At 39.9% G+C, this 23722-nt stretch carries 26 protein-coding genes and 1 pseudogene; 16 read left to right on the top strand and 11 right to left on the bottom strand.

The genetic code is table 11. From position 1 onward, the window contains the following. Positions 1-216 precede the first annotated feature (216 nt). Positions 217-1452, bottom strand: coding sequence for an arginine deiminase (arcA, locus tag PBF_RS20655; RefSeq protein ID WP_035332478.1), 1236 nt, complete (start codon positions 1450-1452; stop codon positions 217-219). A gap of 349 nt (positions 1453-1801) precedes the next feature. Here arcA and PBF_RS20650 point away from each other — a divergent pair, with 349 nt between their 5' ends. Both PBF_RS20650 and PBF_RS20645 read left to right on the top strand, forming a co-directional pair. Then, entirely contained in the window at positions 1802-2992 is a 1191-nt protein-coding gene (locus tag PBF_RS20650) for a glycine C-acetyltransferase (protein ID WP_035332476.1), read from the top strand. A gap of 58 nt (positions 2993-3050) precedes the next feature. After that, positions 3051-3995 carry an L-threonine 3-dehydrogenase gene (locus tag PBF_RS20645; protein ID WP_035332469.1) on the top strand — a complete coding sequence of 315 codons (945 nt, stop codon included), beginning with the start codon at positions 3051-3053 and terminating at the stop codon, positions 3993-3995. A 33-nt stretch (positions 3996-4028) separates the two neighbouring features. On the opposite strand, the gene PBF_RS20640 is transcribed toward PBF_RS20645, so the two are convergent. Then, positions 4029-4772 carry an arylamine N-acetyltransferase family protein gene (locus tag PBF_RS20640; RefSeq protein WP_035332467.1) on the bottom strand — a complete coding sequence of 248 codons (744 nt, stop codon included), beginning with the start codon at positions 4770-4772 and terminating at the stop codon, positions 4029-4031. 181 nt (positions 4773-4953) lie between these two features. Between PBF_RS20640 and PBF_RS25580 the strand changes: the two are divergent. Next, positions 4954-5136: pseudogene (locus tag PBF_RS25580) on the top strand (Rdx family protein); the annotation flags it as partial. 86 nt (positions 5137-5222) lie between these two features. On the opposite strand, the gene PBF_RS20635 reads toward PBF_RS25580, so the two are convergent. Beyond that, entirely contained in the window at positions 5223-5609 is a 387-nt protein-coding gene (locus tag PBF_RS20635) for an Hsp20/alpha crystallin family protein (protein WP_035332465.1), read from the bottom strand. A 92-nt stretch (positions 5610-5701) separates the two neighbouring features. Between PBF_RS20635 and selA the strand changes: the two genes are divergently transcribed. Next, positions 5702-7099, top strand: coding sequence for an L-seryl-tRNA(Sec) selenium transferase (selA, locus tag PBF_RS20630; protein ID WP_035332464.1), 1398 nt, complete (start codon positions 5702-5704; stop codon positions 7097-7099). Between the two features lie 45 nt (positions 7100-7144). On the opposite strand, the gene PBF_RS25235 is transcribed toward selA, so the two are convergent. Then, complete coding sequence (locus PBF_RS25235) at positions 7145-7291, bottom strand: small acid-soluble spore protein P (RefSeq protein ID WP_009334725.1); 147 nt, start codon at positions 7289-7291, stop codon at positions 7145-7147. A 261-nt stretch (positions 7292-7552) separates the two neighbouring features. Between PBF_RS25235 and PBF_RS20620 the strand changes: the two genes are divergently transcribed. After that, positions 7553-7810 (top strand): hypothetical protein, encoded by a 258-nt coding sequence (locus PBF_RS20620; RefSeq protein ID WP_035332461.1) that lies wholly within the window; start codon positions 7553-7555, stop codon positions 7808-7810. Between the two features lie 323 nt (positions 7811-8133). Here PBF_RS20620 and sspO read toward each other — a convergent pair whose 3' ends face one another. After that, complete coding sequence (gene sspO, locus PBF_RS20615; RefSeq protein ID WP_035332459.1) at positions 8134-8283, bottom strand: small acid-soluble spore protein O; 150 nt, start codon at positions 8281-8283, stop codon at positions 8134-8136. A 353-nt stretch (positions 8284-8636) separates the two neighbouring features. Here sspO and acnA point away from each other — a divergent pair, with 353 nt between their 5' ends. From acnA to PBF_RS20570, 9 genes are all read left to right on the top strand, one after another. After that, positions 8637-11345, top strand: a complete 2709-nt coding sequence (gene acnA, locus PBF_RS20610) for an aconitate hydratase AcnA (RefSeq protein WP_035332457.1) — start codon at positions 8637-8639, stop codon at positions 11343-11345. A gap of 102 nt (positions 11346-11447) precedes the next feature. After that, complete coding sequence (locus tag PBF_RS20605) at positions 11448-11864, top strand: hypothetical protein (RefSeq protein ID WP_035332455.1); 417 nt, start codon at positions 11448-11450, stop codon at positions 11862-11864. A 55-nt stretch (positions 11865-11919) separates the two neighbouring features. Further along, complete coding sequence (locus tag PBF_RS20600; RefSeq protein ID WP_035332453.1) at positions 11920-12441, top strand: peroxiredoxin family protein; 522 nt, start codon at positions 11920-11922, stop codon at positions 12439-12441. Between the two features lie 232 nt (positions 12442-12673). After that, positions 12674-12805, top strand: a complete 132-nt coding sequence (locus PBF_RS20595) for an FbpB family small basic protein (RefSeq protein ID WP_200870076.1) — start codon at positions 12674-12676, stop codon at positions 12803-12805. A 62-nt stretch (positions 12806-12867) separates the two neighbouring features. Next, positions 12868-13011 carry an acid-soluble spore protein N gene (locus tag PBF_RS20590; protein WP_035332449.1) on the top strand — a complete coding sequence of 48 codons (144 nt, stop codon included), beginning with the start codon at positions 12868-12870 and terminating at the stop codon, positions 13009-13011. 260 nt (positions 13012-13271) lie between these two features. Beyond that, complete coding sequence (gene tlp, locus PBF_RS20585) at positions 13272-13523, top strand: small acid-soluble spore protein Tlp (protein ID WP_035332447.1); 252 nt, start codon at positions 13272-13274, stop codon at positions 13521-13523. Positions 13524-13650: 127 nt separating this feature from the next. Further along, positions 13651-15963 (top strand): AAA family ATPase, encoded by a 2313-nt coding sequence (locus PBF_RS20580; protein WP_035332445.1) that lies wholly within the window; start codon positions 13651-13653, stop codon positions 15961-15963. A gap of 2 nt (positions 15964-15965) precedes the next feature. Further along, positions 15966-16403, top strand: a complete 438-nt coding sequence (locus PBF_RS20575) for an acyl-CoA thioesterase (protein WP_035332443.1) — start codon at positions 15966-15968, stop codon at positions 16401-16403. 19 nt (positions 16404-16422) lie between these two features. Continuing rightward, complete coding sequence (locus PBF_RS20570) at positions 16423-16722, top strand: hypothetical protein (protein WP_035332441.1); 300 nt, start codon at positions 16423-16425, stop codon at positions 16720-16722. 130 nt (positions 16723-16852) lie between these two features. Here PBF_RS20570 and PBF_RS20565 read toward each other — a convergent pair whose 3' ends face one another. The 6 genes from PBF_RS20565 to plsY form a co-directional block, all read right to left on the bottom strand. Further along, positions 16853-17224, bottom strand: a complete 372-nt coding sequence (locus PBF_RS20565) for a VOC family protein (RefSeq protein ID WP_035332439.1) — start codon at positions 17222-17224, stop codon at positions 16853-16855. Positions 17225-17470: 246 nt separating this feature from the next. Further along, positions 17471-17764 (bottom strand): HesB/YadR/YfhF family protein, encoded by a 294-nt coding sequence (locus PBF_RS20560; protein WP_035332437.1) that lies wholly within the window; start codon positions 17762-17764, stop codon positions 17471-17473. Positions 17765-17871: 107 nt separating this feature from the next. After that, the gene (locus tag PBF_RS20555; protein ID WP_035332435.1) at positions 17872-18684 is read right to left on the bottom strand and encodes a CPBP family intramembrane glutamic endopeptidase; all 813 of its coding nucleotides are present in this window, start codon (positions 18682-18684) and stop codon (positions 17872-17874) included. A gap of 65 nt (positions 18685-18749) precedes the next feature. Next, on the bottom strand, positions 18750-19910 hold the full coding sequence (locus PBF_RS20550; RefSeq protein ID WP_035332433.1) for a CapA family protein: 1161 nt from the start codon (positions 19908-19910) through the stop codon (positions 18750-18752). 79 nt (positions 19911-19989) lie between these two features. Then, a complete protein-coding gene (locus tag PBF_RS20545) occupies positions 19990-20727 on the bottom strand; it encodes a sensor histidine kinase (RefSeq protein ID WP_051488960.1) in 738 nt (245 codons plus the stop codon). A 204-nt stretch (positions 20728-20931) separates the two neighbouring features. Continuing rightward, entirely contained in the window at positions 20932-21516 is a 585-nt protein-coding gene (gene plsY, locus PBF_RS20540; RefSeq protein ID WP_035332431.1) for a glycerol-3-phosphate 1-O-acyltransferase PlsY, read from the bottom strand. A gap of 195 nt (positions 21517-21711) precedes the next feature. Here plsY and PBF_RS20535 point away from each other — a divergent pair, with 195 nt between their 5' ends. Together PBF_RS20535 and PBF_RS20530 are read left to right on the top strand one after the other, a co-directional pair. After that, positions 21712-22035, top strand: a complete 324-nt coding sequence (locus PBF_RS20535) for a DUF3243 domain-containing protein (RefSeq protein ID WP_035332430.1) — start codon at positions 21712-21714, stop codon at positions 22033-22035. 129 nt (positions 22036-22164) lie between these two features. Further along, a complete protein-coding gene (locus PBF_RS20530; protein WP_035332428.1) occupies positions 22165-23607 on the top strand; it encodes a phospholipase D family protein in 1443 nt (480 codons plus the stop codon). Positions 23608-23722: the final 115 nt, after the last annotated feature.

Here is a 23722-nt window from a genome sequence, read left to right as displayed (position 1 = left end):
TTTTTATAATTATTATAAATAGATATAAATTATTAAGAGAAATATCCTATAAAAAGAACAGGCGAATGCTTGTTTCAAAAGGGCATTAGTATATTTATATTTCCGTTTTTTCCTAAAAGAACTTGTTTTTTGGAAGGAGGGAGGAGAAGGAGGGGGGCTCTAAACTAAAATAGTATTCATAAAAAAAATCGGGCGGTTCCGGAACCGCCCGATTTATCAGCTAATATTTTCCCTTATGATCGGCATGCTCATGCATCTTGGACCTCCACGGCCTCTTGAAAGTTCTGAGCTGAGAATTTCAATCACTTCAACACCATTTTGCCGGAGGATGTCGTTTGAAACATAGTTTCGATCATAAGTGACAACTACACCGGGAGCGATTGCGAGCGTATTGGAACCATCGTTCCATTGTTCCCGTGCCGATGCTATCGGACAGCCTCCTCCGCAGGGGATTAACACTAATTCATCAAGATGAAGCACTTCTTTCAATGTTTCTTGCAGCGAGTTTTTCTCTGTAATCTTAAGAGTATCAGAATTATCCTCCTGTTCCAGTATGTAAATCTTCATACTGCCATCTCTATCTTCAATAGCAGGATGGTAGGTGAATTTATCATGATCAATCATGGTGAAAACGGTATCCAGGTGCATGAATGCGCGAATTTTAGGGATTTCAACTGCGACAACCTTTTTAATGGCATCCTGACGGGAGAATAACTCGCGTGCAAGTTTTTCAATCCCTTGTGCAGAAGTTCTTGCACTGACGCCAATGGCGATCACTTCATCGCTTAAAATCAGTTCATCTCCGCCTTCAAGAGAGTAGAGATCATCACGCTTAAAGTAAGCAGGGATCTTATGTTTATTAAAACGTGGATGATGATTCATGATGCAGTCCATGAAAATGGATTCCCTTCTCCTTGCAGGCTCATGCATTCGATTAATCGTAATGCCTTCACCTATAACCGCAGCCGGATCGCGGGTAAAATAGAGGTTGGGCATAGGGTCGAGATAAAAAGGATAATGGTCCGGCATCATTTCATGAAGATGGATTTTTTTATCCTGATCAATATCCGATTTAACGACACCAGCCATCACTTTCTTTACAAGTTCAGCAAGCGGAAGAGATAAGAGATACTCTTTCACTGTATCGTAGGAACCATTGATATTTGATTGACTTTCCCATAAGACCTTTTCAATAAAAGCCAGTCTGGCCTCATCCTGCTGTATGGCTTCTGTCATCAATTTATCGAGATATAAAACCTCGATTCCCCGGTTGCTTAAAATATTGGCGAAATAATCATGCTCTTTTTGAATGGCAGGCAAAAAGGGAATGTCATCGAATAAAAGTCTTTTCAAATATTGAGGTGTGAGATTTTCTATTTCCTTACCCGGCCTATGCAGAAGGACCGTCTTTAATTCTCCTATTTCCGAAGTTACATTTAGCGGATGTTTCATTATAATAAATACCTCCAAAGGCTTAATGGCCTGACCTATTGTTCTATGTTTGATTGGTTCCCTGTGTAATCATAGAGTAAACAGATCAATTATGTGTATATTTATTCAATTAAGCTAAATATGCCGGGTAAATTTTTTCTAGATAATAGGGAAAACTGATTATAAGGCTCAAAAAACTCTAATAGAAAATCTGTCCTTCATAAGTGTACAAATTGAAAAATTGTGTTAAAGTATAAAGTGAAAAAACCTTTACATAGCTAAGTTTGTTTAATGAAATAATGTCCTCTCTGAAAATACAGTTGTATATGAGTTGGCGACATTCAATAAAAATGTACTGGGGGATACTGATATGACCAGCAAAATTTTAGATGCTTTTTTACAGGAAAACCTGGAGGATTTAAAAGATAGAGGACTTTACAACGTAATCGACCCTCTTGAAAGCCCAAATGGGCCAATAATTAAAATCAACGGCAGAGAACTAATTAATCTTTCATCCAATAATTATTTAGGCTTGGCAACTGATGAAAGACTAAAAAATTCCGCAATTGAAGCAATTGAAAAATATGGGGTTGGCGCAGGTGCTGTCCGCACTATAAATGGAACGCTTGAACTTCACACAAAACTTGAAGAAAAGCTGGCTGAATTCAAACATACAGAAGCAGCCATCGCATACCAGTCCGGATTTAATTGTAACATGGCAGCCATTTCTGCTGTTATGGATAAAAATGATGCCATTTTATCTGATGAGCTGAACCATGCTTCCATTATAGATGGCTGCCGGTTATCCAAAGCCAAGATTATTCGAGTAAATCATTCTGATATGGAAGATTTAAGAGCAAAAGCGAAGGAAGCGAAAGAATCAGGACAGTACAACAAAATCATGGTTATTACTGACGGCGTCTTCTCGATGGATGGCGATATCGCAAAGCTTCCTGAGATCGTGGAAATCGCGGAAGAATTCGATCTGATCACATATGTAGATGATGCACACGGTTCTGGAGTTCTTGGAAAGGGAGCAGGCACTGTTAAGCACTTCGGCCTTTCCGACAAAATCGATTTCCAGATCGGCACACTTTCAAAGGCGATTGGTGTTGTTGGGGGATATGTGGCCGGCAAAAAGGACTTGATTGATTGGCTGAAAGTACGCAGCAGACCATTCCTATTCTCTACTTCATTAACACCTGCAGATGTAGCAGCAAGCACGAAAGCTATTGAACTGCTCATGGAAAGCACAGAGCTGAATGAAAAGCTTTGGAAAAATGCGAACTACCTAAAGGACGGGCTGCAAAAAATAGGCTTTGATATTGGCGACAGCGAAACACCAATTACTCCTTGTATTGTTGGGGATGAAGTAAAAACACAGGAATTCAGTAAAAAGCTCAATGAAGAAGGCGTATATGCTAAATCAATCGTCTTCCCGACTGTCCCTAGGGGAACGGGCCGTGTCAGAAACATGCCATCTGCAGCACATACGAAAGAAATGCTGGATCAGGCAATTGCCATTTATGAAAAAGTCGGCAAGGAAATGGGAATTATTTAAGTTCGGATATATATATAGCTTCAAAATTAAGGCAAAGAGGAAACGTTGGAGGAATAAGATGAAACGGATTATGATTACTGGAGCTTTAGGCCAAATCGGCTCTGAACTAACCTTGAAATTAAGAGAAATCTATGGAACGGACAATGTTATCGCAACAGACATCAGAAAAAATGACTCTGAGGCTGCTAATTCAGGACCATTTGAAATGGTTGACGTTACCGATGCAAAATCAATGCTGGATACGGCTAAGAAATATAATGTGGATACAGTCATTCATATGGCTGCTCTATTATCGGCTACAGCTGAGGCTAACCCTGTTTTTGCATGGAATTTAAATATGGGAGGGCTTATGAATGCACTTGAAACAGCGAGAGAGTGCAACGCACAATTCTTTACTCCAAGCTCCATTGGCGCATTTGGTCCTTCCACGCCAAAAGACAACACACCACAGGATACGATTCACCGCCCAACTACTATGTATGGGGTGAACAAGGTTGCAGGCGAATTACTGTCTGATTATTACTATTACAAATTTGGTGTTGATACCAGAGGCTTGCGATTCCCTGGTTTAATCTCGTATGTTACTCCTCCAGGAGGCGGAACGACTGATTACGCTGTTGAGATCTACTATGAAGCGATTAAAAATGGCCGCTATACTTCTTATATCGACCAGGGCACATATATGGATATGATGTATATGCCGGATGCATTAAATGCTATCGTTGATTTAATGGAAGCCGATTCAGATAAACTCATTCACCGCAACTCCTTCAATGTAACTGCAATGAGTTTTGATCCTGAACAGATTGCAGCAGAGATCAGAAAGCATATTCCTGGGTTTGAAATTTCCTATGAAGTGGATCCTGTGCGCCAGGCAATTGCCGACAGCTGGCCAAATTCGATTGATGCTTCTGCAGCAAAAGAAGAGTGGGGATTCAAAGCAGACTTTGATTTAGCCAAGATGACTGCCGATATGCTAGATAAACTAAGAACAAAATTATGATAAAGCTTAAGGGACGCCGTTTGGCTGTCCCTTTTATAATTTTATATTGAATTGCTCGCGGAGAAATCCCTTTTTTTCCTCTTCGGTAAGTTCATATTTTTCTTTTGTGCCTTCCTCAGACTTAGTAACAGTCAATCCTGAGAGTGTAACACGGCCATTTTTTGTCGCAATAGTGGCTAGGTCGCCATGTGTAAAATGGGATTCAGGAGAAGTCTGATTGAAAAAGCATGCATCATGGAAGTCATCAAGCTGCTTTTGCTTATCAGAAAAACGGTAAAGAATTTTCCATTCACCATCCTCAAGTCTTTGAAGATCATATATTCCTTCACCGGACTCTCTTATCCTGTATGTTCCACTGACATCGGTTTTTTCCTCACCTGTTAAAGGCAGAGGCTGCCTGACGGAATCACCAAACCCTACATCAACCAAATAAGGAAGTTCATGCAAGTAAACCAGTATGGCTGCATGAGAATCTTCTCTGACCCATCCATCAGGCTTTTTAACGGTGCAGGAAATGAGATGTGATTGGAATCCCAGTTCGGACAGGAGGTGCTGAAAAAGACCGTTTAATTCATAGCAGAAGCCTCCCCGGTTTCTTTCAAGGATTTTTTCAAAAAACGCATCTGTATCCAGCTCAATGGGGATTTTTCTTGTTACATCCAAGTTCTCAAAAGGAATGTTGTGCATATGGCTGCCCTGGAGTTCTTTCAGATATTTAAGATCCAGATTACGATCAGCCGATACTCTAATGCGTTTTAAGTATTTCTGTGCATCCATAAGATCACTCCATGAATTTTTTCTTTTTAGCGATTAAGAAGGAAAAACTAATCAATTTGCAGTAATGAAATAGTTATACTAAAATGTCATTATATTTACATTCTAACAAATTACACACGGGGGTTTAAATATGGCTTATGAAGTAAAAGTTGAATTTTGCATGATGTGAAACTACGCACCAAAAGCCGCGAGTTTCGCGGAAGAACTATTTACGCATTTCCATTCTGAGATTTCAAAAATGGAACTGGTTCCAAGCAAGGGCGGAGCTTTTGAAGTAACAGTTAATGGGGAAAAGCTTTATTCAAAGCTTGATACTGGCATTTTTCCTAAAACCAAAGAAATCATCGAAAAAATGCAGAAATAAAACGGTAAAAAACCTTCTCCGGGCGGAGGAGGTTTTTTGCTGCTCTATGTAAACAAAGGGTGAAAGGCAACCTCTATCTCATTTTATCAATCGATGATTATCTCTCTATTGGATCCCGGACCCGCTTCATTTTTATTTATAAAAATCTCTAATATCTCATTTGCAAAATCTGCACTAACCTTTTTATCTACAACTGAGAAAGGCAGCTTAACTTTTCGCATGCACGGCTCTTGTGTGTCATCTATTTTAGCAGCTTTGATGATTACGCTGTCTTCTTTTAAGGAAACGGTTACATCTTTTGATGCACATCCCGTTAAAAGCGCCTCTACGATAATCTGCGCTTCCGTGTCGTATAAGTCGATGCGGAATGTTATCTGATCCAAATAAGAGGAAAGCGGGTCCAGGTAATAATCCTCCATCCATTTTTCCAATACATCCAAATTAAACGGATGGAAATCTTCCTTTTTGTTCAAATTCAAAACCCCCTTGTTTCATTCTATAGTATTCATTTCATGCAAAATAGTGAAAAATGATATAATAACAGGGCAAATGCTGGAGGGATTTTATGAAAAGTACAGTAAGAAATATTTTGCCGGTGCATGAACTGCAAAAAGACCTGCGTTTTATTAATTTAATGAAAAAGTATGGACTTGACTTTATAAATACAACCAACATGCTGAAAGAGGTAATTTCTGATATAAGGAATACTATTCTTGCCGGGAATTGGACCGGTGAGGAGCCGGGTACGGAAAAGTTTACGGACCATATATTTCAAAAAGCAGAAGAGGTTATCACTGTTCGGTATGGATATACACTTAAAAGAGTTATTAATGCCACTGGCACTATTCTTCACACTAATCTTGGCCGGGCGCGGTTAAGCAAGTCTGCAGCTGATCATATGCTTGAAGTTGCCATGAACTATTCCAATTTGGAGTATAACCTGGGTGAAGGAGAACGGGGATCCAGGCATAGTCACCTGGAAAATCTGATCAAAGAGCTGACAGGTGCAGAAGCAGCTATGGCAGTCAACAATAACGCTGCTGCCGTTTATATCATTTTAAGAGCTCTTGCGGAAGAAAAAGAAGTAATCGTTTCCCGCGGACAGCTTGTTGAAATCGGGGGCTCCTTCAGGGTATCAAGCATAATGGAAGAGAGCGGTGCAAGGCTCGTTGAAGTGGGAACAACGAATAAAACCCATCTGGAAGATTATAAAAAAGTGATAAATGAAGATACGGCCATGATTATGAAGGTGCACACGAGCAATTTTAAAATTATAGGTTTTACAAAAGAAGTCTGTACCGGGGAACTTGCCCGCCTATCAAAAGAAAAAAACCTCATATTTTATGAAGATCTGGGAAGCGGTGCCCTATTTGATTTTAAAAGCAAAGGTATCGGAAATGAACCAGCAGTCAGCGATGTGCTAAAAATGGGGGCAGATATCGTTTCCTTCAGCGGGGACAAGCTTTTGGGCGGTCCCCAGGCAGGCATTATTGCCGGAAGAAAGGATTTAATCGAAAAGCTGAAAAAACATCAGCTTGCCCGGGTTCTCCGGGTTGATAAAATGACAATTGCTGCGCTTGAAGGAACGCTTATTGATTACTTAAAAGGCGAAGAGGGTCTGAAGAATATTCCCGTGGTTCATGATGTATTGATGACGAGTGATGAACTCAAAGTGAGAACAGCACAATTTCTTAACAGATTACAAGCTGCCGGGAACGTTTATGAATGCTCAATGAGAGAAAGTACAGGGCAGGTTGGGGGAGGTACGATGCCTGAGGTAGAGCTTCCATCCTGGATTGCTGTTTTAAAGCACCGGCAATATTCAGCAGATCATATCGGCCGCCAGTTAAGGATTAATTCTTCCATAATAGTCAGGATTCAAAAGGAAGAAATTCTGATTGATCTGCGGACAGTAACTTCCAATGAAGAGGACACCATAATAAATGCTTTAATTGCTATTTAACGAAGAAGCAGCTGCCTGATGATGAGGCAGCTGTTTTCTTTACATTCACATGTCATGGTGTGAATTATGTTTTTGTCTGGTGTGGTTACGGTTTTTTACTTTCTTAGAGCCGCTTAATGGTTCAGGCTGTCCATCATTATTATGTCCTTTAGGTGCATTTTTTCGCATGTCTTTGCCATTGTTTTTGTTCATTTGAAGTCCTCCTCGGATAATAGGATGTTTCTTCCGCTCCAGGCAGCTGATATGCAGGCTGCCGTTTTAATGGCTGACGGGTAAAAAAGATACAAGGTGAAATTCACCTTCATCTCATGTGTTAGTTTGTCTCTTTTCCATGAAAAATTGCCTTGCAAAATGTGGCTGAATGTCAAGATTTCCTTCTTAGTGATTCGCGGAATATTTTATGAGGCTATTGAGCAATTTAATGGTACAAATTTTATTAGGAGTGAAATAGACATGCCATATCATAAAAATAAACAGCAGGCATTTCAGGCTGCACAGCAGGGAATGGAAGATGCACAGGAGCTCTATGCTGAAATTGTAAGAGATTCCGCCAGTTATGGCCATCAGCTAAAACATCTTAAGCAGGAAGTAAATGAAGCGTACGCTCAAATTGAAAATGCTCTGGAGGTTGCATCTGACCATCAGAGGGCACAGCTGGAGAAATTCCAGCAGGATTTAAGATCCATGGTTGAGGATGTTAACCAGTACTAGAAGTTTACCCGGCTGCAGTTCAGCCGGGTATTATCATTTATCGAAGTCTAACGGGCAGTACGACCCCACTTCAAGACTCAAAGGAATATAAGGGGGGGCAAACTGCCCAATCTAGCTGCGGCTCCTAGGGGCTCGCTTGTCACCCCTGGGCAAGTCGCCTCGCTTTATAATGTAAAGGCCCGAAAGAAGGACAAAGACTAAGAACGCAACGTCCCCCCAAAAGCTGTCGCATTTGGTCGTGCGATGCTCACCTTCCTTGTCCTGTGGGCCTCAACTAATAATCTGCGGGGAGAAAAGCACTCCCCACTGATTGAAGTTTCACTTTATTGATTCTTCTTGCGCTTTTTATTATTTTGCTTTTGCGCTTCAGTTAATGGTTCATTGGCATATTCCTCATTATAACCTGAGCCCATTCCCTGGCTTTTTGCAGCGTTCATACCCTCAATTATATGATTAGACTTTCTTTTAGCCATAGTCAATCACCTCCCTGGTACTATTTTTCCTTGGATAATGTCAATTTATGTTGTTTTTTGGACCGGTATATTACCTTTTTCGTTTTTGCAGAATAATAACCAAGCCATTAAGGGTATTTTTATCTAATTGAAAAACACTATCAATTACGGAATTTAAAAGTCTTAATGAAGTAAATAAGAAATTATGATAAGAAAAACTTATCAAAAACAATAACTTTCTTGTTATTTACTTATATAGCAGGTTGTATTAATATAGGAATTGTGAGAAAAGTAAGGATGGATGAAAATTCAAACTTTTCGACAATTACCTAACACTTGGTATATGATGTTTATTGAAAGAGGGGGTAATACATTTGGCAAAGAACGATGTGTTCAATTCCCGCAAATCCTTTGATCTGGACGGGAAGCGCTATCATTACTATCATTTAGGTGCTCTTGAAGAAGCTGGAGTAGGTAATGTTTCCAAATTGCCTTATTCAATTAAGGTATTATTGGAATCAGTACTTCGTCAATATGACGGCCGTGTAATTACAAAAGAGCATGTTGAAAACCTGGCAAAATGGGGAACTTCTGAAGTAAAAGAAGTAGATGTTCCTTTCAAACCATCACGTGTAATTCTGCAGGACTTCACTGGAGTTCCAGCAGTAGTTGACCTTGCTTCATTGCGTAAGGCAATGGCTGACATGGGTGGGGATCCTGACAAAATTAATCCTGAGAAGCCTGTTGATCTGGTTATTGACCACTCTGTACAGGTAGATAAGTATGGTACACCTGATTCACTTGAAGCCAACATGGAGCTTGAGTTCGAGCGAAATGCTGAGCGTTACCAGTTCTTGAGCTGGGCACAAAAAGCATTTGACAACTATCGTGCAGTTCCGCCTGCAACAGGTATTGTTCACCAGGTAAACCTTGAGTTCCTTGCGAATGTTGTTCATGCGCTTGAAACAACGGAAGGCGATTACGAAACTTTCCCTGATACTCTTGTAGGTACTGACTCCCATACAACTATGATCAACGGCATCGGCGTTCTTGGATGGGGTGTAGGAGGAATTGAAGCTGAAGCAGGTATGCTTGGCCAGCCTTCATATTTCCCTGTTCCTGAAGTTGTAGGGGTTAAGCTTACTGGCGAGCTTCCTAACGGAACAACTGCTACTGACCTTGCATTAAAAGTAACTCAAGTACTGCGCAGTCAGGGTGTAGTTGGCAAGTTTGTAGAATTCTTCGGTCCTGGTGTCACACAGCTTCCATTGGCTGACCGCGCTACAATTGCTAACATGGCTCCGGAATACGGTGCAACATGCGGTTTCTTCCCTGTTGATGCAGAAGCCCTTGACTATATGCGCCTGACTGGACGTCCTGAAGAGCAGATCAAGATTGTGGAAAAATACTGCAAAGAAAATGGAATGTTCTTCGATCCATCTTTAGAGCCGGTATACACAAATGTAGTTGAAATCAATCTTTCCGAAATCGAAGCAAACCTTTCAGGTCCTAAGCGCCCTCAGGATTTAATTCCGCTTTCTGCTATGAAAAAGGAATTCAACGAGGCAATCACTGCTCCTCAAGGGAACCAGGGCTTCGGCTTAAGCAAGAAAGAAATCGACAAAGAAATCACAATTGACTTTGCAAACGGCGACTCAACCAAGATGAAAACGGGTGCTGTTGCCATTGCGGCAATTACTAGCTGTACAAATACTTCAAACCCTTACGTTTTAGTTGGTGCAGGTTTAGTGGCGAAAAAAGCTGTTGAACTTGGAATGGAAGTTCCTAAGTTCGTAAAAACTTCTTTGGCTCCGGGATCTAAGGTTGTTACCGGATACCTGCGTGATTCAGGGCTTCTTCCATACATGGAACAGCTTGGATTCAACCTTGTAGGTTATGGCTGTACAACATGTATCGGTAACTCCGGTCCATTAAGAGAAGAAATCGAAAAGGCTGTAGCTGAAAGCGATCTTCTTGTAACATCTGTTCTTTCCGGTAACCGTAACTTTGAAGGACGTATCCATCCGCTTGTAAAAGCTAACTACCTGGCTTCTCCGCCATTAGTTGTTGCTTATGCACTAGCTGGTACGGTAGATATTGATCTTCAAAACGAGCCAATCGGAAAAGATAAGAATGGCAATGACGTCTTCTTTAACGATATCTGGCCTTCAACTGCTGAAGTTAATGAAGTGGTTAAACAGACTGTTACACCTGAATTGTTCCGTAAAGAATATGAACATGTATTTGACGACAATGCTCGCTGGAATCAAATTCAGACTAGCAATGAGCCTTTATATTCATTTGATGATAATTCAACATATATCCAGAATCCTCCGTTCTTCGAAGGCTTAACTCCTAATGCTGATGAAGTTAAACCTTTATCAGGATTGCGTGTTGTCGGCAAGTTCGGTGATTCTGTAACAACTGACCATATTTCTCCGGCAGGTGCGATCGGCAAAGATACGCCAGCAGGAAAATATCTTCGCGAGAACGGTGTTGAACCACGTGACTTTAATTCTTATGGATCCCGACGCGGTAACCATGAGGTAATGATGCGCGGTACATTTGCAAACATCCGTATCCGCAACCAAATTGCGCCAGGAACAGAAGGCGGATTCACAACTTACTGGCCAACAGGTGAAGTTACATCTATCTATGATGCTTGCATGAAGTATAAAGAAGATGGAACTGGCCTTGTTGTTCTTGCCGGCAAAGACTATGGAATGGGATCTTCCCGTGACTGGGCTGCAAAAGGTACGAACCTGCTTGGGATTAAAACAGTTATTGCTGAAAGCTATGAGCGTATCCACCGTTCTAACCTTGTTCTAATGGGAGTTCTTCCACTTCAGTTCAAGGAAGGCGAAAGTGCAGAAACTCTTGGCTTGTCAGGTAAAGAGACGATCGATGTTCAAATCGACGAAAATGTTAGACCACGTGATTTTGTTAAGGTTACAGCTACAGATGAAAACGGCAACCAGACTACATTCGAAGTTCTTGTCCGTTTCGACTCTGAAGTTGAAATCGATTACTACCGTCATGGCGGAATCCTGCAAATGGTTCTTCGTGATAAACTGGCTAACTAATTTTTACCCGCCGCTATGTGTTTACTCACATAGCGGTTTTTTTATTTACAAAATATACGGGTTTAGGTATCTTGATAATATCTGTAATTTGGAGGGCTGACATTGGGTGCTTTTTTGATTGGACCATTTTTAGTGAAGTACGAATGGGTTATAGTCCTGCTTTCAGGAATTGTTTCTTATTTCATTATTGTTCGGGTCTTAAGAGACAGCGGGGAATATAAAAAAGTTTTTCTGAATGTCATCTTGAATTCAGTTCTTATTGGCTTTTTTACTTATAAGTTTAGTTCAATCCTTTTCCAAACAGAAAATATCCTAAGGAGCCCGATTGGGTTTTTATATTTCTCAGGAGGAAGAAAGGGAACTATTTTAGGGGCTTTTTTGGCTCTAATCTATTTAGTGATGGCAATTAAGAAATACAAATATCCGCTTAATACATGGATTCATGGAATTGTTTACGGATCTGTCACATTTATGCTGTCTTATTGGCTGTTCAGAACCTTATTAATTTTGCTTTTCTAGGTTAAAATACAATCAAGGAAGCAAAAAGGCTAGAATAGCCGGGAGGGAAAACAGCATGTTCAAAAAAATGTTTGCAGCTTCTGTGTTATTAATCATTATTACCGCGGTTTTTGTAGTGCAGGCTTTTGAAAAAGGTGAAGCCGAAAGTCAGCCCGTTAATCAGACAGGGTTAGGAATAGGATTGAAAGCCCCAGATTTCGAATTGAAAAACCTACAAGGCGAAACAGTCAAGCTCTCAGATTACAAAGGAAAAAAAGTCATGCTAAACTTTTGGGCAACCTGGTGTCCTCCATGTAAAGCCGAAATACCTGATATTCAAAAATTCTATACTCAGAAGGGAAATGACGTTGCTATATTGGCGGTGAACATGGATCCTCAGTCTGATGTTGCAGGGTTTGCTGAAGAAATGAAAGTGAATTTTCCGATTTTACTTGATGTGGACGAAAAAGCTTCAAATGCCTATCAAATAATAACAATTCCTACCACTTTTTTTATTGATGAAGAAGGAATTATTCGGAATAAGTATTTAAGTGCGATGTCCTTGGAGCTTATGAATCAGTATATAGATGAAATGTAGAAAAACATTTGCATATGCAGATGTTTTTTTGTATAGGTTTACGGTGAAATAAAAAGGGAAAAATTTATTGAATTGGTATTTTCTGAATATAGTATTAATAATTTCGAACCAAATGCACTTTTTTCACGTAGTCTGGGTATATGCGGATTAAATTTTCGAAAAGTTGTAATAATTTAAAGGTTTTCTGGAGATAATGATTGTTACAATGTTATTAAAGGAAGGTGAAAGATTTATGAGAAAGCCTAGAAAACGCTCCTTTGCTGAATTAGTACTAGAAAATAAACGCCAGCTGCTTAAAGATCATGATGCTATGGAAAAAATCGAAGAGCGCCTCGAGCTTAAACGTCTGGACAAGGCTGAATAGAATTACTTGCCAATCATTAAACCCTCCTAAAATGCACAAACTTAAAATGAGGAGGGATATGAATGAGTAATCCAAAAAGACACCCTAATCATTTCAATCCGAACCATATCGGCACACAATCACGCGGATTTGGCGGCAACAAAGGCAAGAAGATGCAGGACAAATCCGGACAGCATGCTCAAGTCATTCAAACCAAAGGCGAATAATTAAGAAAAGCGCAAGTGCCTTGCCCACCCCCGACTTGTGACCTAGAGGGGAAAGGCGCTGGAGCTAGACCGTTATCGACGTTCAAAAATTTTTCTTATCTTTTGAAAATAAAACCTGCCATTTTTATATTCGGCAGGTTCTTTTGTTTCCGAACATATCAGGTATATCAGGCAAGCGACCCACACTTTTCCGCCAATATTTTTCTTGTTCTTTCACAAACTAACTTTGTACCATCACCTAACAAAGGGAGGAACATACCATGGCATATAACAGACCTAACCCAGATGACCGCAGCGATAATGTTGAAAAGCTTCAATCCATGATCGTTCATACGATTGAGAACATGGACGAAGCTGAAGAATCGATGAAGTATGCAAATGCAGAAGATCTTGCCAGAATTGAAGCAAAAAATGAACGCCGCCGGGAAAGTCTTGCTTCATTCCGTTCGGAAATAAAGGATGAATATCAGGCACAGCAAGACGGCAATAGCAGCAGGAACAATAATTATTAACATTTTCTAAGACCTAATCGAATATGATTGGGTCTTTTCCTTTGCAGCTAAGGTGCGCATGCTTATAGATAATTACAGAAATATGGTAAGATAAGTTGAGGAAACTAAGAAGAAGAAGTGATAATCGATGACACAGCAGAATAGACAGGCAAAATCAGAAGAAATTAGAATCGGCCTTTGGAAGAATGAGCTTGATCAATACGGATACATACAAAATGAAGCAGAGCTGCTTAATGTAATTAAGAAAATCAATGAAAAGACAGATCCAGGTCTGCTTTCGGAATTATTGGCCATGGCTGCTATCTCCCGGCTAAACAAGAATACAGATGATACCCTTGCCAGTGCATGGCTGCAGAAAGCAGTTGAACTGGATACTGGAAATACAATGGCAGCTGCCCAATTAGGAAAATCTGAATGGAAAAATAAAAGCAATCTTCTTGAAGCTCTGACTTTCCCGCCGATTCGGGAAACCGATAACAGGGCAGCAAAAAAGAAAACAGCTGAGCAATTTATTGAAATTTGCCGAAGCTTTATGAACAAAGCGGATGACGAGTTAGAAGATCTGCAGAAAAAGCAGCATGCCTATGAGGATGCGGAATACCGGAAGCTGACTGAAATACTTGAAAAAGCGATTGAAGAGACAGCTTTTCTATTAAAGGCTTCCGAGGAATATGAACAATCAATATCAGGTGTCTTCCATACTTCGACTTATTATACCGATATGAAAAATCACTTGAATGCCATCAACAGACTTAAAATTGAATGGAAAGAGATATTTGAATCAGAGGAAGAGGAATCTGATGCCCAAACCGATCCACTGGTTGAACTGAATGAAATGGTTGGGCTGCACTCGGTCAAGAGCAGAGTTCAGGATTTTTACCGGTTTTTAAAATACCAAAACGAACGAAAGTCACTTGGTTTTCAAACGAAGGATGAACTGAGCCTTAATATGATACTAACCGGAAATCCAGGTACGGGAAAAACAACGATCGCCCGTCTTTTGGCAAAGATTTATCATAGCCTTGGTGTATTGCCGCGGGAAGAAGTGATCGAAGCTGACCGGTCACAGCTGGTGGGCGGATTTGTCGGGCAAACAGAAGAAAATGTCAGGGCGGCCGTTGAAAAGGCGATCGGCGGTGTACTGTTCATAGATGAGGCATACAGCTTAAAGCGTGAGGGACAGACCGGCAGCGATTATGGACAAACTGCCATTGATACTCTTGTATCGCTGATGACCGGGACTGAATACGGCGGAAAGTTTGCGGTTATCATGGCCGGTTATCCAGAAGAAATGAGGCAATTTCTGGACAGCAATCCTGGTCTCCGCAGCCGTTTCCCGGAGTCAAACTTTATTGCACTGCCTGATTATTCGAATGAGGAGCTTTTGCAGATTGCTGAGAAGCTGTCTGCTGATAATGATTATGTCCTAACAGAAGGAGCAAAACAGGAACTGGGCAAACGTATTGAAAAAGAGCGGGTTGATGATACATTCGGTAATGCCAGGACTGTAAGAAACATTGTTCTGGATGCAATTTTTAAAAAAGGCTCTCACGCAAAAAGTAGCGAAAACATCATGACTTATACACTTTTAGAAAAAGAAGATTTTGAAAGTGAAGAAGAAGAAAAGCTGATGAATCCCAAGGAGCAGCTTGACCGGCTCATCGGACTTGAAACAGTTAAAACAGAAGTCCAAAACTTAGTGTCCTTTGTTACAATGCAGCAGATGCGCCGTGAAAGAGGACTTCCTGTTGTGCCTATCCAGCTCCATTCTGTATTTACAGGTAATCCTGGGACAGGAAAAACGACTGTTGCAAAGGTCTATGCAGAACTGCTGAAGGAATGCGGATTTCTGAAACGCGGACATTTGATGGTTGCGAGCCGTGCTGATTTTGTAGCCGGCTATGTTGGCCAAACTGCTATCAAAACAAAGAAAAAGATAAGAGAGGCTTTAGGCGGCGTCCTATTCATCGATGAGGCATATTCACTTCTTTCCCAGACATCAGGAGATTTTGGCAAAGAAGTCATTGATACGTTGGTGGATGAAATGACAAAGCATAATGAAAATCTTGTTGTTGTTTTGGCTGGCTACCCGAATGAAATGGAGAAGTTATTGTTAAGTAACCCGGGGTTAAAGTCCCGATTCAAAAAGTTCTTTCATTTCAAGGACTATTCAACCGCTGAGCTCCTGGAAATTATTATTTCGTATGCTGGAAAATATGAATACACTCTAACGGAGGAAGCAAAGGATTACCTTAACCGAACGTTATCAAGGATTGAAGTAAACGGGAATGGACGTTTTGCTGCCAATCTTGCTGATGAGGCCATTCAGGCACAAGCCATGAGAATTGTTTCAGCACTTGCTGAAGATATTGAGCAGGTCAGCATTTTGGAGAAGCCGGATTTCGAAGCTGCTTTAAATAAAATAAGTAAAGGGGAATAGGGATGCTCATCTCAACAAAAGAAATAGAGGTAAGATATGCAGAAACAGATCAAATGGGAGTAGTATACCACGCCAATTACTTGGTATGGATGGAACTTGGCCGGACACAGATCATAAAAGATCTTGGATTCAGCTATGCTGAAATGGAGAAGGATGGAATCATCTCTCCTGTTCTGGATATCCTTGCTTCTTATAAAAAACCATTGCGCTACGGGCAGACTGCTACAATTAAAACCTGGATTGAAGAGTATGACGGTTTCCGCGTCAGCTATGGATATGAAATATACAATGATGATGGAGAGCTTGCCGTGACAGGCATGTCCAAGCATGTTTGCGTCAAAAAGGATAATTTCCGCCCGATTTCAATTAAAAAGAAATACCCCGATTGGCATGAAGCGTATGAAAAAGCAAAAAAGCAGCCTGAAGGTGCTGTCAGATAATAAAGGATGGAGAATAGAAATGGCATTCGGCCTTCGCAGAGAAGATCTTCAAGAATGGAAAAGGAAAATAGACCGTGGAGAAATTGCTTTTTTAACTCATTATTGGTTAGATGAGCGATTCCCTGGCTGTAAAACGGTGACAAAGGTCGGCTGTTCAGATTTGAAGAAATTGATAGATTGGGGAGAATCACATGGCCTCAAGCCTGAGTGGATAGATTATCGCACTGATGGCTACTCACACTTTGATTTGATTGGTGCCAGGCAGAAGGAAATCCTTGAAAAAGAGGAGCTATGGGAGCAGCTGGAACGGCTGCAATAGAAAAGCGAAAGGCACCTACAAAGGAAAGCAGGTTCAGGCAAAAAATATGGGAACGTCTGATTTGGACGTTCCCCTTTTTATTCCGTTAAAGCACCACTTAATAAAATAGGGTACTTTATTTATTATAATCTTACCAGTGTACTTGAAGTTTATTGCCATTTGGGTCATAAAAGTGGAAAAAGGCATGACCATTATCTTCTTTTATATCCTCGACCTTCACTTGATTATTAATTAAGTGTTGATGAAACTTGGATAATTCTGGACTTGTAAAGCCAATGCTAAATTCTTGTTCATTATCAATAGTAAAATGTGAAAATGTTTCATCTTCGGTATGTACTAAGATAAGCAAGAACGGTCCTTCACCTACTTTTAAAATGGCAAGTTTCTCAGTATTGTTTAGTAACTGGAGCCCTAATACATCTCTATACCATTGTGCAGACAGTTCTAAATCTTTTACAGGAATCCTAATATAATGTACTTGTTCAATAAATGATTTACTCATAGCCTTCTCTCCTTTATTTATCCGGTTATAAAATAGCTCCCTTTCTATTTACCTTTTTCCTTCCTTTTAATGAATTAACCTGCCCTTTACGGAACAATAAACTTTCCATTATTCGGAAAATTCCAATAACCTTAGTTTATCATAAGTTAAGTTAACTGAGAAAGAACTACTGTTCGAGAAAATCAAATATCAGCATTTTTTTTAATAAAGCCACAGAAAAAAAGAAGCAGGCTGTGTCTGCTTCTTTTACTCATTGGTATATTTGAATTCAGGTTCCTGTGCTTTTTCATTAAATGTCACGAATAAATCGTGATTATCAAAGTACCATAAGTCCTTTTCTTCTATAAAGTAGGTAATTCCGTTTTTTTCAGTCTGCACACCTGCGTCATGTGGCTGTTCATTAGAGACGCCTAATGAAAATCCCTGCTGAACAGTGCTGCAGCCTCCATATCTTGCAAAAAAGCGGACAAAGTCACCCTTTGTTAAGAGCATTTCTTCCTGATACCATTGGGCAGCTTGATCTTCGATATGTATGTTCATTTGAAATTCCTCCTCCTGGGTGATAGTCATATTATAGGCTAGTTTTTCCTTATTCGCGAATAAAATGTCTGCAGCCTTTCTTTTTTGATTGCATTTGCAGCATTCAACTATCCCGGAAAAGGTATTAATCCGCTTAAAATCATGAATACGTTCATGGCAATATGCCATATGAAAGCAGGAAAGATGCTTCGGGATTTCACTGTGACAGCGGCATAAAATATTCCGCCGACAGCAAACAGCAGACACAAAATAAATGAGTAGCCAAGAACCATATGAGAAAAACCAAATGCCAGCCCGGAGAAAAGAACTGCTGCCTTTTCTCCTGACAGTTCAGCCATTCTGGATAAGATGATTCCTCTCCATAAAAGCTCTTCCATTATTCCATTTACAATTGAGAAGCCAATCAGGAATAGTAAAAAGTCCAATGAAAAGGAGTTTTCAGCTGAAAAAATAGAATAAGCAAATGAAGCAAAATTAATTATGACAGCAATGATAAGAAAATACTTTATTTTTATCGAGTGGAAGCCGCTCCATATAAATGGGAAAAATATAAGGGAATTCCAATCCGGTTTCTGTAAAAAGGGGATAGCCTTTTTATTAAACTTTATTGAAATATAGACCAGCAGCAGGATCGGGATCACCAGAAGAAACCGATTCAATATCATTAAGATATAGTATGGAAGGGGCAGTGCATCAAGCAGCTTATCGCCATATAGAAACAAAAGGCTGCCTGTTAAATATCCCGCAATGGTCCAGGAAAAAACACGCTCCTGCTTTGAGAGAAGCAATAAAAATATAATAAGTCCAAACGAAAGTATGAAAGCTAATGCGAAAAGCTTCAATTGAAAAAGCAATACGCCAGCGGTGAATACACTTAGCTGCAAAAAAGGAAGAGACTTATTAATGTAAGTGGTTTTCATAATCAAACCTCCCTGCATATAGATATTTTACCATTTTTTACACAAAAAAAGCGCTATAAAGCGCTTCAGTGAATATTTCCCATCATATGTTTCATAATTTCGGCAAATTTGGACTCTGCATGGGGTAAACCAAAGGGGCCCGCATCCTCGAGCGGCACGATCCGGTAATTTTTCAGCTGTTTATTGCTGACGTAGGTCGGGACGAAGCCGGGATTGGAAAGTTTAATATCGACCCCATCTTGATCAATATATTTTGTAACCTCCACGGTTGCAAGTCCGCCTATATCTTTATAATCCCGCATCTGCCCGGATAAGAAATTGCCAAGCGAATATACGACCAATGATCGGCCTCCGTCTTTTCTGTCAATCCACTCCATAGGCTGAAGAACATGTGGATGGTGGCCGAAGATAATGTCAACACCTTCATTTACGAGAATCTCAGCTAATTTCTTTTGCTCCTCTGTTGGCTGAAGCTGATATTCATTTCCCCAATGCATACTCATGACAACGACGTCAGCTCCGTCTTTAGCCCGTTTAATTTCTTTTTTCATTGCGGTTTCATCAATGAGATTAACGAGGTAATCTTTGCCTGACGGAACGGGAATTCCGTTTGTGCCATATGTATAAGAAAGATAGGCAACTTTAATTCCGTTTTTGCTGAGTATTTTCAAGGTTTGCTGCTCACTTGGTGTTCTGCTTGTTCCCACATGCGGCAATCCAATTTGGTCCATATAATCCAGAGATGCTTCCAAGCCCTTGACTCCCTTATCGAGTGAATGGTTATTGGCAGTTGAAACAATATCAACGCCTGCATCAATGAGAGCATTCCCCACTTCCTGAGGGCTGTTGAACATTGGGTAACTGGAAATTCCTATTTCGGGGCCGCCAAGAATAGTCTCCTGATTGGCAAGTAGGAGATCGGGCAGGCTTAATAGCGATTTTGCATGTTCAAACATCGGTTTGAAATCATAGCCTGTTTTTGTATTTGCATCATTATATACCCAATCATGAATAAGGATGTCTCCAATAGCTCCTAAGGTCACCCTTTCAATAAGGATTTTATTGCTCTCGGCAGTTTCCCTGTTTTCAGCATGCAATTGAACAGATTTGGCTACAGCTGCCTCAGCCTTATGTTCAGTGTGCATTCTATAGATTAAGAGACCTGAGCAAATTAATAATGTGGTACAGAAAAAGGCAGATAGCAGGAAGGCTTTGTTGTTTTTCATAAAAATTAACCCCTTAATATAAAGCGTCAGAATATATATATTAATAGACTAATTTTATTATGAATTTTTGCATTTTTCATCATTTTTCTGCAAATTTTCCATCCAACTTCAATGCCACAGGAAGTTCAATTGTAAAAACACTGCCATGTGAAAGTCTGGAATGAACTTTAATTCTGCCTTTATGTTCCTCTATTATTTTCCGGCATATGGATAGACCGATGCCAGTCCCTTTTTCTTTAGTTGTATAAAATGGCAAAAATAAACTGTTTATCGTTTCTTCTGTCATGCCTGGTCCATTATCCTCAATAATAATTTGGATTTTCCGGCTGTTTGATTTGGCAGTCAGGCAAACCTTTCCTTCTCCTGCATGAGCTTCTTCACATGCCTCCAGTGCATTTTTAATTAAATTGACCAGTACTTGCTTTATCTTATTAGAATCACCATAGATGGCGGGATCTGCAGGACATAGGTTAACTGAAAGGTTTATATTTTTAATAATTGCCTGATTTTCGAAAGAAATCTTTATTTCCTGAATCAATTTGTTTAAGTCTATTTCCGTTTTCTTGTTTATTCCAGGTTTCGATGCATTTAGAAAATCATAAATCAGATCATTTGCCCTATTAATCTCATCAATCGCAATTTTGGCGTACTGTTCTTTGCCGATTTCAATTAAATAAGGCTTTAAGAGCTCCATAAACCCTTTTACTGTTGTCAGCGGATTTCTGATTTCATGGGCTAATGCTGCTGCCAGCTGCACGCTGCTTTCGCAGATTTCTCCTTCTGCTTTTTTTATATACGTCTTTTCTTCCTTTTCCATCTCATTATTCATCCTAACATTAACGTTCTCGGCAAAATTTAAGCCTAAACTAATGTATGGCGAAAGATATCAATTTATGTTTTTTTATGTATAAGTTTTTATTCGCGTTTCGCAGATTTTGTGATTCATTTATGAAATAATTTTCAAAAAAAAAAATAAAAAACAGCAGGTAATTGGTCTGCTGTTTTTCACTGCGTCTGCTTTTCATCCAAGCCATTTTATTTTGGGCTCGGTTTTGTCCCTGATTCGTTTAATGTTTGCCCTATGCCTGTAAATAACAAAGAATCCCAGGATAGAAACAACTATAATCAGGGGTATGTCACCTAGTATAATAGCGTAAATGATGGATGCTGCTGCTGCCAGAATAGAGGATAAAGATACGTACTTGGTTATGTAAAGGCTTAAGAAGAAAACACCCAATATGATAAGAAACATGAACGGTACATAGGCTAATAGCACTCCCCCTGAGGTTGCCACTGCTTTTCCTCCGCGAAAACCGGCAAAGAGAGGATACATATGTCCAATAACTGCAAACACTCCGGCAATAAGTTGATGCATATCCGATCCAAAGAACAAGGGCAGGGATGCAGCAAGGGTGCCTTTTAAGATATCAGCTATGGTAACGATCATGCCGGCTTTAACACCCAGGGTTCGGAAAGTATTGGTACCGCCAAGATTTCCGCTGCCATGCTCACGAATATCCACTCCATAAAAAAGTTTTCCTACAATTAATCCAGAAGGAATGGAGCCAAGTAAGTAAGCTAAAATAATGATAATTCCATAAATCATAAAAACTCTCCTTCATACTTTCTATGTTAGTATATTGTACCATGTGAGCAAACCTGCATACCATGTGCAAATAAAAAGTTGTCCAATTTATTTCAGGGAGGTTTTTCAAACTCTCCGGCTTGTGTTTGATATGAATGCCAGCGGGTATTAGTAGACTGTCACAGCAATCAAATCCATATAAAGGAGAGATTCAGCATGGAACAGAATATGAATAACGTAAATGGACAAGCAGCTAATGTAGAGGGAAAACTCGATAGCATGGGAATCGAAAAGAAAGATGAAATTCTTTCAAGCTTTGACGGATTTAAAGATTATTTAAGCGGAAAGGTTTCCATGGGACAGAAATTGGGCATGGACGAGGAGCAGCTTGCTAATACTGCTCAAAAGGTAGGCGATTATCTGGCTTCCAAAGAAGATCCGAGAAACCGTGAAGAAAAGCTTCTTCAGGAATTGTGGAAGGTAGGAACAGAAGAAGAAAAGCATAAGCTGTCTCATATGCTAGTAAAGCTTGTAGGCTAAAAATATGTATAAATGGCGAAGGCGCTGGCCTTCGTCTTTTATTTTGCCTGAAGGCGCATAGATGAGTTTACAATAGTCAAAAATGGTCTATATATAGATATCGCAGTCAAAGGAGCAGGGGGAGTCTTGGTGAAAAAGGTTCTGAAAAAAGTAAATAGAAAAAAGGTATGGATACCTATTTTGAGCCTTGTGCTGGTATTGGCAGCAACCATCATCTATCAATCCAATAAATCATTGCCAAAAGGCCTTTCGTTCGAGGGGGACGTATATTCGGCAGAAGATGTTCAGTTCTTTTACGATTTAACATATGAAAAAGAAAATGGCAAAAGAGAAAGTGAACAGCAGATCTTTCAGCGCATTTTAGAAGCAATTGACGAAGCAGAGGATTTTATAGTGATAGATATGTTTTTATTCAATGGCTTTAACGATGGTGATAAAAAATATCCGGATATTAGCGGGAAAATAACTGATAAGCTGATCGAAAAAAAGCTCAGCAGCCCGAATATGAAGATTACCTTAATCACAGATCGAATTAACAGTACCTATGGATCGCATGAAGTTCCGGAATACCGGGAACTCAAAGAGAATGGCATAAATGTGGTTTACACTTCATTAGTTCCTTTAAGGGATTCAAATCCAATTTATTCGGCATTTTGGCGTGTATTTATACAATGGTTTGGCCAGGCTGGTGAAGGCTGGCTGCCCAATCCGCTTGCAGAAAATGCTCCAAAAGTGACATTCAGGTCCTATCTCGATCTAATGAACATAAAAGCAAATCACCGGAAGGTTTTTGTGACGGAAAAAACAGGAATTGTAACTTCTGGAAACCCTCACAATGCCAGCGGATTTCATTCCAATATAGCATTTGAAGTAAAAGGGCCTATTTTAGCTGACCTCGTAAAAACCGAGCAGGCAGTTGTCGATTATTCGGCATCCGGCAAACTGGCAGATTTCAAGCCTGAAAAAAACCAAAAAACTGGCCCGCTTAAGGTCCAAGTGCTTACTGAAGGCAAAATTTATAAACACATTCTTCAAGAAATCAATAAAGTCAAGAAGGGGAAAACCATCTGGCTTGGCATGTTTTATCTTGCTGACCGAAAAGTGGTTGATGCACTGAAAGAAGCAGCCGATAGGGGAGTAAAAGTAAAAATGATCCTGGATCCCAACCAGAACGCTTTCGGATCTGAAAAGATCGGGCTGCCTAATATACCTGTTGCAGCTGAATTGGACAAATTAGGCCATGATAACATAAAAATCAGATGGTACAATACGGGATTTGAACAATACCATTCAAAAATCATGTATATAACCGGCAGAGAAAATAGTATGATCATAGCTGGTTCAGCTAATTTTACAAAAAGAAATCTGGACGATTTAAACCTGGAGACAAATTTAAAAATCAGCGCCCCTTCCCAAACCCGGGTTATGAAGGATGTCGACAGGTATTTTAATACGCTTTGGAATAATAACGGAGCCATTTATACGAAGAATTATCCGTCCAATGAAAAAATGCCTGTGGCCAAATATATTACTTACAGACTGCAGAAGCTTACTCACTTTACAACATATTGATAAAATATTGAAACCTTTCCTAAATTAATTTCGTTAATATAGGATGGGTAATATATTTGAAGACATTCTAAATTTTCTTCCCATTTTCTGATTATTTCGTTACGATGGATAGTAA

The organism is Cytobacillus firmus DS1 (assembly GCF_000565285.1).
Taxonomy (GTDB): domain Bacteria; phylum Bacillota; class Bacilli; order Bacillales; family Cytobacillaceae; genus Cytobacillus; species Cytobacillus firmus_A.
The sequence above is the reverse complement of the archived record's forward strand: the minus strand, read 5'-3'. Positions and strand labels throughout refer to the sequence as shown.

Coding starts and splice junctions, on each gene's coding strand:
- PBF_RS20550 (WP_035332433.1), bottom strand. CDS start 19,910: ATGAAAAACAACAAAGCCTTCCTGCTATCTGCCTTTTTCTGTACCACA.
- PBF_RS20600 (WP_035332453.1), top strand. CDS start 11,920: ATGTTCAAAAAAATGTTTGCAGCTTCTGTGTTATTAATCATTATTACC.
- PBF_RS20640 (WP_035332467.1), bottom strand. CDS start 4,772: ATGGATGCACAGAAATACTTAAAACGCATTAGAGTATCGGCTGATCGT.
- selA (WP_035332464.1), top strand. CDS start 5,702: ATGAAAAGTACAGTAAGAAATATTTTGCCGGTGCATGAACTGCAAAAA.
- PBF_RS20560 (WP_035332437.1), bottom strand. CDS start 17,764: ATGAACATACATATCGAAGATCAAGCTGCCCAATGGTATCAGGAAGAA.
- PBF_RS20650 (WP_035332476.1), top strand. CDS start 1,802: ATGACCAGCAAAATTTTAGATGCTTTTTTACAGGAAAACCTGGAGGAT.
- tlp (WP_035332447.1), top strand. CDS start 13,272: ATGGCATATAACAGACCTAACCCAGATGACCGCAGCGATAATGTTGAA.
- PBF_RS20645 (WP_035332469.1), top strand. CDS start 3,051: ATGAAACGGATTATGATTACTGGAGCTTTAGGCCAAATCGGCTCTGAA.
- plsY (WP_035332431.1), bottom strand. CDS start 21,516: ATGATTTATGGAATTATCATTATTTTAGCTTACTTACTTGGCTCCATT.
- PBF_RS20620 (WP_035332461.1), top strand. CDS start 7,553: ATGCCATATCATAAAAATAAACAGCAGGCATTTCAGGCTGCACAGCAG.
- PBF_RS20590 (WP_035332449.1), top strand. CDS start 12,868: ATGAGTAATCCAAAAAGACACCCTAATCATTTCAATCCGAACCATATC.
- PBF_RS20555 (WP_035332435.1), bottom strand. CDS start 18,684: ATGAAAACCACTTACATTAATAAGTCTCTTCCTTTTTTGCAGCTAAGT.
- PBF_RS20565 (WP_035332439.1), bottom strand. CDS start 17,224: ATGAGTAAATCATTTATTGAACAAGTACATTATATTAGGATTCCTGTA.
- PBF_RS20535 (WP_035332430.1), top strand. CDS start 21,712: ATGGAACAGAATATGAATAACGTAAATGGACAAGCAGCTAATGTAGAG.
- arcA (WP_035332478.1), bottom strand. CDS start 1,452: ATGAAACATCCGCTAAATGTAACTTCGGAAATAGGAGAATTAAAGACG.
- PBF_RS20595 (WP_200870076.1), top strand. CDS start 12,674: ATGAGAAAGCCTAGAAAACGCTCCTTTGCTGAATTAGTACTAGAAAAT.
- PBF_RS20575 (WP_035332443.1), top strand. CDS start 15,966: ATGCTCATCTCAACAAAAGAAATAGAGGTAAGATATGCAGAAACAGAT.
- PBF_RS20580 (WP_035332445.1), top strand. CDS start 13,651: ATGACACAGCAGAATAGACAGGCAAAATCAGAAGAAATTAGAATCGGC.
- sspO (WP_035332459.1), bottom strand. CDS start 8,283: ATGGCTAAAAGAAAGTCTAATCATATAATTGAGGGTATGAACGCTGCA.
- PBF_RS25235 (WP_009334725.1), bottom strand. CDS start 7,291: ATGAACAAAAACAATGGCAAAGACATGCGAAAAAATGCACCTAAAGGA.
- PBF_RS20570 (WP_035332441.1), top strand. CDS start 16,423: ATGGCATTCGGCCTTCGCAGAGAAGATCTTCAAGAATGGAAAAGGAAA.
- PBF_RS20545 (WP_051488960.1), bottom strand. CDS start 20,727: ATGGAAAAGGAAGAAAAGACGTATATAAAAAAAGCAGAAGGAGAAATC.